The organism is Methylobacterium sp. Leaf118 (genome assembly GCF_920984675.1).
Classification (GTDB): Bacteria; Pseudomonadota; Alphaproteobacteria; order Rhizobiales; family Beijerinckiaceae; genus Methylobacterium.
Window position 1 is genome coordinate 41,164 of the sequence record NZ_CAKLBV010000033.1, and the last position, 6,609, is coordinate 47,772.

The window sequence follows — 6,609 nt, forward strand, 5'->3', positions numbered from 1 at the left end:
CCCCGACAAGCCCCCCCATCCCTGGCGCCGTAGCCGGCCGGTGGAAGCTCGGCTATGGATCGATCGAGATCTGCGGAGCCGACATGGACGAGACGATCGAGATTCGGGCGGCGGACGGCACCACGGCCCGCATCGCCCTGAAGGGCGCCGAGCCGGTGTCCTGGCGGGTCGAGGACCGCGACTATCTCTGGAACGGCGATCCCGAGCACTGGAACCGGCATGCGCCCTGGCTCTTCCCCGTGGTCGGCGCCTCGGCGGGCGGCGCGGTGCGGGTGGGCGGCGTCCGCTACCCCATGGCGCAGCACGGCTTCGCCCGGGACCTCCCCTTCACGGTGGTGGCGCGCAGCGACGATGCGGTCACCCTGCGGCTGGAGGACGATGCCGCCACCCGGGCGCATTATCCCTTCCCCTTCCAGTTCGAGGTGACCGCGCGGGTCGCGCCGCGGAGCTTGAGCTTCGATCTGACGGTGCGCAATCAAGGGGCCGAGCCCCTGCCCTACGGGCTCGGCTTCCATCCCGCCTTCCCCTGGCCCTTCGCCGGGGGGGAGCGGCGCGCGGGCGGCGGCTACGCCGTGGTCTTCGAGGCGCCCGAGCGGCCCTTCGTGCCCGAGGTCGGCGAGGGCGGCCTGCTGGTGCGCGCGGAGCGGGCCCTGCCGCTCGCGGGCGACCGTCTCGACCTCGATCCCGAATTGTTCACCGAGGCGCTGGTGTTCCTGAACGCCAAGAGCCGCGCCCTGCGCTTCGTCGCGCCGGGCGGCCGGAGCATCGCCATGCGGGTGGAGGATTTTCCCCATCTCGCCGTCTGGACGCGGCCGACGGCGCCGTTCCTCTCCCTCGAGGCCTGGACCGGCCATGCGGACTGGGCCGGCTTCGAGGGGGAGTTGGCCGAGCGCGACTCGCAGCGGCAACTGGCGCCGGGCGAGACCGCCCGGCACGGGATCGCACTCGCGCTCGAGGGCTGAGACGCGCCTCAATCCACCGCGAGGATGACGTCGGAGCTCTTGATGACGGCGTAGGCCTCGCCGCCGACCTTGAGGCCGAGGGCATCGACCGACTCGTTCGTGATCGCCGAGGTCACGGTCTGACCGCCGGCGATCTCGATCTTCACATGGGCCGTGGTGGTGCCCTTCTCGACCGACACGACCTTACCCTTGAGGACGTTGCGCGCGCTGAGCTTCATGAGGGATCTCGCTGAATTCCCTGGAACGCGGCCTCCCTGCCCCACCCGCTCCGGTGGGGCAAGCGGCGCTTGGCTTCCCTCGGCTCAGGAATCGGCGCGGTCGTCGGCCTCCTCCGTCTCGGAGACCAGGCGGCGGCTGCCCCAATCGGTCAGCACCGCGTTCATCGCGTCGAGGACGAAGTGGCGGGCGCTGTCGCGGTCGTACCCCTCCGCCAGAAGGTCGTCGTACTCGGTGAAGGCGTGGCGGGCGAAGGCCGTCAGAGCCAGCCACACCGCCGTCTCCGGCACGGCGCCGCGCAGGCCGGGGCTGCGCATCGCCCGGTCGAGCACGGCTTCCGCCTCGAAGGCTGGCAGCCGCGGCGCGAGCCGTGCCAGGGCAGCGGCGAGGACGGCGCGACGGTCCCCCATCTGCGGCGGAGGCGCGCGTTTCGTCATCCGATGCTCTCCGGGAAACGAAGAAAGGGCGGAGCCTCGCGGCCCCGCCCTCTCCCACACCAAAACCGAACCGCGCTTTAGCGCTTCGAGAACTGGAAGCTGCGGCGGGCCTTCTTGCGGCCGTACTTCTTGCGCTCGACCACGCGCGGGTCGCGGGTGAGGAAGCCCTCGCGCTTGAGCGGCGAACGCAGCTCCGGCTCGTAATAGGTCAGGGCCTTGGACAGGCCGTGGCGCACGGCGCCCGCCTGACCCGAGAGACCGCCGCCCTTCACCGTGACGGTGATGTCGTACTGGTCGACGCGGCCGGCGATCTCCAGCGGCTGGCGCAGGATCATGCGCAGCACGGGACGGGCGAAATAGGTCTCGACCGGGCGGCCGTTGACGACCACGGTGCCGTTGCCGGGCTTAATCCAGACGCGGGCGACCGCGTCCTTGCGCTTGCCGGTGGCGTAGGCGCGGCCCTGGGCGTCCAGCTTCTGGACGTGGACGGGCGCCTCGTTCTCGGAGCCGGACGTCTGGGTGTTCGCCCGATTGAGATCGGCGAGGGACTGAAGGGTCGCCATGATCAAGCGCTCACGTTCTTACGGTTGAGGGAGCCGACGTCGAGCGCCTGCGGCTGCTGGGCCTCGTGGGGATGCGCGGAACCCTTGTAGACGCGCAGGTGGCCGAGGATCTGGCGGAAGAGCGGGCCGCGGGGCAGCATGCGCTCGACAGCCTTCTCGACCACGCGCTCGGGGAACCGGCCCTCGAGAATGAACTTGGCCGAGCGCTCCTTGATGCCGCCCGGATAGCCCGTGTGGTGATAGTAGACCTTCTGGTCGTACTTGCGGCCGGTGAACTTCACCTTGTCCGCATTGATGACGATGACGTGGTCGCCGCAATCGACATGGGGCGTATAGGCGGCCTTGTGCTTGCCGCGCAGGCGCATTGCCACGATCGAGGCGAGGCGGCCCACCACGAGGCCTTCCGCGTCAATCACGACCCACTTCTTGTCGACGTCGGCGGGCTTCAGCGACGTAGTCTTCATGGCCGATTCCCGTGCCGGTGACGTTGGAAACAAGGCGCCGCCGCGTCGGGGAGGACGCAGCGGCGTGTGGAGCGTTCGATACGGAGGTTCGCCGGTCGCGTCAAGGGTGATCCTGCGCGCCGAAATCGAAAAACGAGAGATTCTGGAGCCATTTGACAAATGAGGTATTAGGATACCTCAAGGCTTTGCCGCAGTCCGGCCTGCATGCCGGGGCGGGTGCGGCCGCCGGCACCTCCGGGTCGGGCGGGCGCGAGACCAGAAAAAGCCCGCCGCGGCAAGAGGCCGGGCGGGCTTGAGTTTTGGAGATTCGTCCCGTGCTCGCCGGAACATAAGAATCAACGGACGAGCTTCGGCCCTTAATCCCGCCTGTGTGAAGAAGTCTCGCGCGTCGCGTCGCAGGCCCTCTCCGAACCGGCACGTCGCGCGGTGGGGCGAGGTGGCACGATCCTGCCACCGGGCTCCGTCAACGCAGCCGGCAACGCGGATATCGGGTCACTCCGAGTGCCGGGCCGGATCCGCGCGGCCATGGAATCGGCCCGATTCGCCCGGCTCGCCGATGCTCTTTGGGCTGTCTCTCTCTGTGTCGCGCGCCGCGCGACGCGGGCGCCGGGTCTCCTCCGGCTTCGCCGAGAAGGCGCAGTCGGCCCGGCTGCAGGGCTTTTTCCGAGCGCCGAGGACGGGACAAGTCTCAGGAAAATTCTTGATACAGAAGCAATTTAATTTTGGCGTCCGCGGGCGACGTAGATTTTTTTTGCATCCTCGCTCTTAAAGGGCGGCTGGCGTCCGAGACGCGCTCCGCAGAGGGAAAAGCCCCGCTTCGCGACCTTTCTGGGTCTGGCCGACACGTCGGCCAATCCACTTTAATCCTCACAAATTCGCGTGGCCCGCTGCATTATTTCGCTTGATCCGGCCTCTGGTATACCAAATAATGCATGCCACGGCCGCCCTGTGGTCCACCCAATCCGAGTTGGGACCTTGGCAGCCGAACGATGTGCGGCGAAAGTTCATCACGTAAAGGAGTCAGGCCGGGACACCCGAAGCCTGATCGAGGGAGAGCGCCCATGGCAATGTCTTCTGTCGCCCTAGACAGCCCTGTAAAACCGAATCGATGGTTCCAGATCATCTTCGGCGTCGCCTGCATGGTCGCCGCCGCCAACATCCAATACGCTTGGACGCTGTTCGTTCCCGAGATTCAGAAGACGTTCGGGTGGGACCGCGCCGCGATCCAGGTCGCCTTCACGATCTTCGTCATCGTTCAGACCTGGCTGACGCCGATCGAAGGATATTTCATCGATAAGTACGGCCCGAGCCGCGTCGTCATGTTCGGCGGCTTCATGACGGGTCTTGCCTGGGTGGTGAACTCCTACGCGACCTCGCTGTCGGGCTTCTATCTCGGCTCCGTCGTCGGCGGCATCGGCGTCGGGTGCGTCTACGCGACCTGCATCAACAACGCCCTCAAGTGGTTCCCGGACAAGCGCGGCCTGGCCGTCGGCCTCACGGCGGGTGCCTACGGCGCCGGTTCGGCGCTCACCATCCTCCCGATCGCCAAGATGATCGACGCCGGCAGCTACGCTCAGGCCTTCTTCTACTTCGGCCTGCTCCAGGGCGCCATCATCATGATCGCGTCGCTCTTCCTGCGCGGCCCGCAGAAGGACGAGATCAAGTACTCGAACAAGGTTCTCCAGAGCCGTCGCGACTACACCCTCGGTGAAGCCCTCGCGACTCCGGTCTTCTGGGTCATGCTGCTGATGTTCACCTGCACGGTGACCGGTGGTCTGATGGCCGTCGCTCAGCTCGGCGTCATCGCTCAGGACCTCGGCGTCAAGAACTTCCAGGTGAACCTGTACTTCTTCGCCATGGCCGCCCTGCCCTTCGCCCTGATGCTCGACCGCATCATGAACGGCATCTCGCGTCCGCTCTTCGGCTACGTCTCCGACCGGATCGGCCGTGAGAAGACGATGTTCATCGCCTTCTCCATGGAAGGCATCGGCATCGTTGCGCTCGGCTACTTCGGCTCGAACCCCTGGGCGTTCGTGATCCTCTCCGGCATCGTGTTCCTGGCCTGGGGTGAAGTGTACTCCCTCTTCAGCGCCACCGCCGCGGACACCTTCGGCTCGAAGCACATCGGCAAGATCTACGGCGTCCTCTACTGTGCCAAGGGCTTCGCCGCGCTGTTCGTCCCCGTCGGCAACCTGCTGATGCAGGCCACCGGAACCTGGGCTTCGGTGCTCTACACGGTGGCGATCATGGACCTGATCGCAGCCTTCCTGGCGATCACCGTCCTGCGGCCGATGCTGAAGCAGCACCACGCCGCCAACGAGGCGCGGATGGCAACGGCCCCCACCCTGGCCACCGCCTGATCCTCGCGATCCCACCAAAAAGGAAGGCCCCGCCGGCGACGGCGGGGCCTTCTTCGTTCGAGCGGGCAAGGGGCGGGCCTCAGGGCGGCGGCGCCCACGGCCGGATCGGCGCCGATGGCCCGTCCGCGCGAGGGTGTCGGCCATGTGAGAACGAGGGGGGCGATCATCGATCGCTCCCCATCTGCATCTGGGCCGCAGGTGATGGGATCGGACGGCGCGCTGTCTGGCTCTTGACCGGGTGTCGCGGGCAGTCGCGATCAGCGCGTCCGGGAGGGCGCACGCTCGCCGGGGGGCTCGGCCTCAGCGCATCGGCGTGAATTCGTAGGCCCGCTCACCGTGACTCGCGAGGTCGAGCCCGTCATGCTCGGCTTCCACGTCGACGCGCAGGGGCGTGACGAGGCTGAGCAGCCGCACGAGGCCCACGGTCAGGAGGCCGGACCACGCGGCGGTGACGCCGATGGCCAGGGCCTGGACCGCGAGCTGTCCGAGGACCGTATTCCCTTCGGCCAGACCGATGCCGCCGAGACCGGGCAGGAGGAACACCGCGAGCAGGAGGGAGCCCAGGATGCCGCCGACGCCGTGGACGGCGAAGACGTCGAGCGAGTCGTCGATGACGAGGCGGTGCTTCCCGAACAGGGTCACGAAGAAGCAGACGAGACCGCCCGCCGTGTCGATGGCGAGCGCCGCTGCCGGGGAGACGTAACCCGCAGCCGGCGTGATGGGGGCGAGGTCGGCCACGCAGCCGGTGACGATGCCGATCGAGGTGGGCTTGCGGATCTTCACCCGTTCGGCCGCCGTCCAGGCCATCGCCCCCGCTGCGGCCGAGAGATGCGTGACGAGGATAGCGTTGCCGGCGCCCGCATCGGCCGCCAGCGCGCTGCCGCCGTTGAAGCCGAACCAGCCGACCCAGAGCATGCCCGCGCCCATCATCGTCAGGCCGGGGCTGTGCGGCGGGGTCAGAGTCGTCGGAAATCCGCGGCGTCGGCCCACCAGGATCGCCAGGACGAGGGCCGAGACGCCCGCCGTGGTGTGGACCACGATGCCGCCGGCGAAATCGAGGGCGCCGAGCCCCGCGAGCCAGCCGCCGCCCCAGATCCAGTGCGCCACCGGCACGTAGACGACCAGCAGCCACAAGGCCGAGAACAGGGCCACGAAGGGGAAGGCGACGCGCTCCGGGATCGCCCCGATGATGAGCGCCGGCGTGATCACCGCGAAGGTCATCTGGAACAGCGCGAACACGGTCTCCGGCAGCACCGTGCCGGAGCGGACCGGCTCGAGCCCGGCGAGGAACGCCTTGTTCACCGAGCCGATCAGCGCCCCGTCTCCGTCGAAGACGAGGCTTTAGCCGCAGATCGCCCAGAGCACTGAGGCGAGGCAGCAGATGGAGAAACACTGCATCAGCACGGACAGCAGGTTCCGCGCATGGACGAGGCCGCCCTAGGGTCAAAACCGCATCAAGGTGTTGCGTGGGCTGTAGTTTTATGATTCGAGGCCGCCGTTTGCAGCGCGGAGGCGGCGGTGGCGGATCTGTTCTGGCTCTCGGATGAGCAGTGGGCGGTGATCGAGCCGTTCCTGCCCCGCAATCAGCCCGGACCCGAGCGCAAGGA

At 67.8% G+C, this 6,609-nt stretch carries 7 protein-coding genes and 1 pseudogene; 3 read left to right on the forward strand and 5 right to left on the reverse strand.

What is annotated here, in order from left to right; genetic code table 11:
• Positions 1-83: 83 nt before the first annotated feature.
• Complete coding sequence (locus tag LW587_RS14835; RefSeq protein ID WP_232630363.1) at positions 84-962, forward strand: aldose 1-epimerase family protein; 879 nt, start codon at positions 84-86, stop codon at positions 960-962.
• An 8-nt stretch (positions 963-970) separates the two neighbouring features.
• Here the strand turns inward: LW587_RS14835 and LW587_RS14840 are convergent, their stop codons facing one another.
• The 4 genes from LW587_RS14840 to rplM all read right to left on the reverse strand — a co-directional run bounded on the left by LW587_RS14840 (position 971) and on the right by rplM (position 2,642).
• Entirely contained in the window at positions 971-1,180 is a 210-nt protein-coding gene (locus LW587_RS14840) for a TOBE domain-containing protein (protein ID WP_232630364.1), read from the reverse strand.
• 84 nt (positions 1,181-1,264) lie between these two features.
• The gene (locus tag LW587_RS14845) at positions 1,265-1,615 is read right to left on the reverse strand and encodes a DUF2293 domain-containing protein (RefSeq protein ID WP_232630365.1); all 351 of its coding nucleotides are present in this window, start codon (positions 1,613-1,615) and stop codon (positions 1,265-1,267) included.
• Between the two features lie 77 nt (positions 1,616-1,692).
• Positions 1,693-2,178 carry a 30S ribosomal protein S9 gene (gene rpsI / locus LW587_RS14850; protein ID WP_232630366.1) on the reverse strand — a complete coding sequence of 162 codons (486 nt, stop codon included), beginning with the start codon at positions 2,176-2,178 and terminating at the stop codon, positions 1,693-1,695.
• A 2-nt stretch (positions 2,179-2,180) separates the two neighbouring features.
• Positions 2,181-2,642 carry a 50S ribosomal protein L13 gene (gene rplM / locus LW587_RS14855; RefSeq protein WP_232630367.1) on the reverse strand — a complete coding sequence of 154 codons (462 nt, stop codon included), beginning with the start codon at positions 2,640-2,642 and terminating at the stop codon, positions 2,181-2,183.
• A 1,061-nt stretch (positions 2,643-3,703) separates the two neighbouring features.
• Between rplM and oxlT the strand changes: the two genes are divergently transcribed.
• A complete protein-coding gene (gene oxlT, locus LW587_RS14860) occupies positions 3,704-5,002 on the forward strand; it encodes an oxalate/formate MFS antiporter (protein WP_269780336.1) in 1,299 nt (432 codons plus the stop codon).
• Between the two features lie 300 nt (positions 5,003-5,302).
• Here oxlT and LW587_RS14865 read toward each other — a convergent pair whose 3' ends face one another.
• Positions 5,303-6,304: an ammonium transporter gene (locus LW587_RS14865; RefSeq protein WP_232630368.1), complete on the reverse strand. Its 1,002-nt coding sequence runs from the start codon at positions 6,302-6,304 to the stop codon at positions 5,303-5,305.
• Positions 6,305-6,520: 216 nt separating this feature from the next.
• Here LW587_RS14865 and LW587_RS14870 point away from each other — a divergent pair.
• Positions 6,521-6,609, forward strand: a pseudogene (locus LW587_RS14870) (IS5/IS1182 family transposase); the annotation flags it as partial.

Excerpts from the sequence above, each read along its gene's own strand:
- LW587_RS14835 (WP_232630363.1), top strand. The coding sequence starts at position 84 with ATGGACGAGACGATCGAGATTCGGGCGGCGGACGGCACCACGGCCCGC.
- LW587_RS14840 (WP_232630364.1), bottom strand. The coding sequence starts at position 1,180 with ATGAAGCTCAGCGCGCGCAACGTCCTCAAGGGTAAGGTCGTGTCGGTC.
- LW587_RS14845 (WP_232630365.1), bottom strand. The coding sequence starts at position 1,615 with ATGACGAAACGCGCGCCTCCGCCGCAGATGGGGGACCGTCGCGCCGTC.
- rpsI (WP_232630366.1), bottom strand. The coding sequence starts at position 2,178 with ATGGCGACCCTTCAGTCCCTCGCCGATCTCAATCGGGCGAACACCCAG.
- rplM (WP_232630367.1), bottom strand. The coding sequence starts at position 2,642 with ATGAAGACTACGTCGCTGAAGCCCGCCGACGTCGACAAGAAGTGGGTC.
- oxlT (WP_269780336.1), top strand. The coding sequence starts at position 3,704 with ATGGCAATGTCTTCTGTCGCCCTAGACAGCCCTGTAAAACCGAATCGA.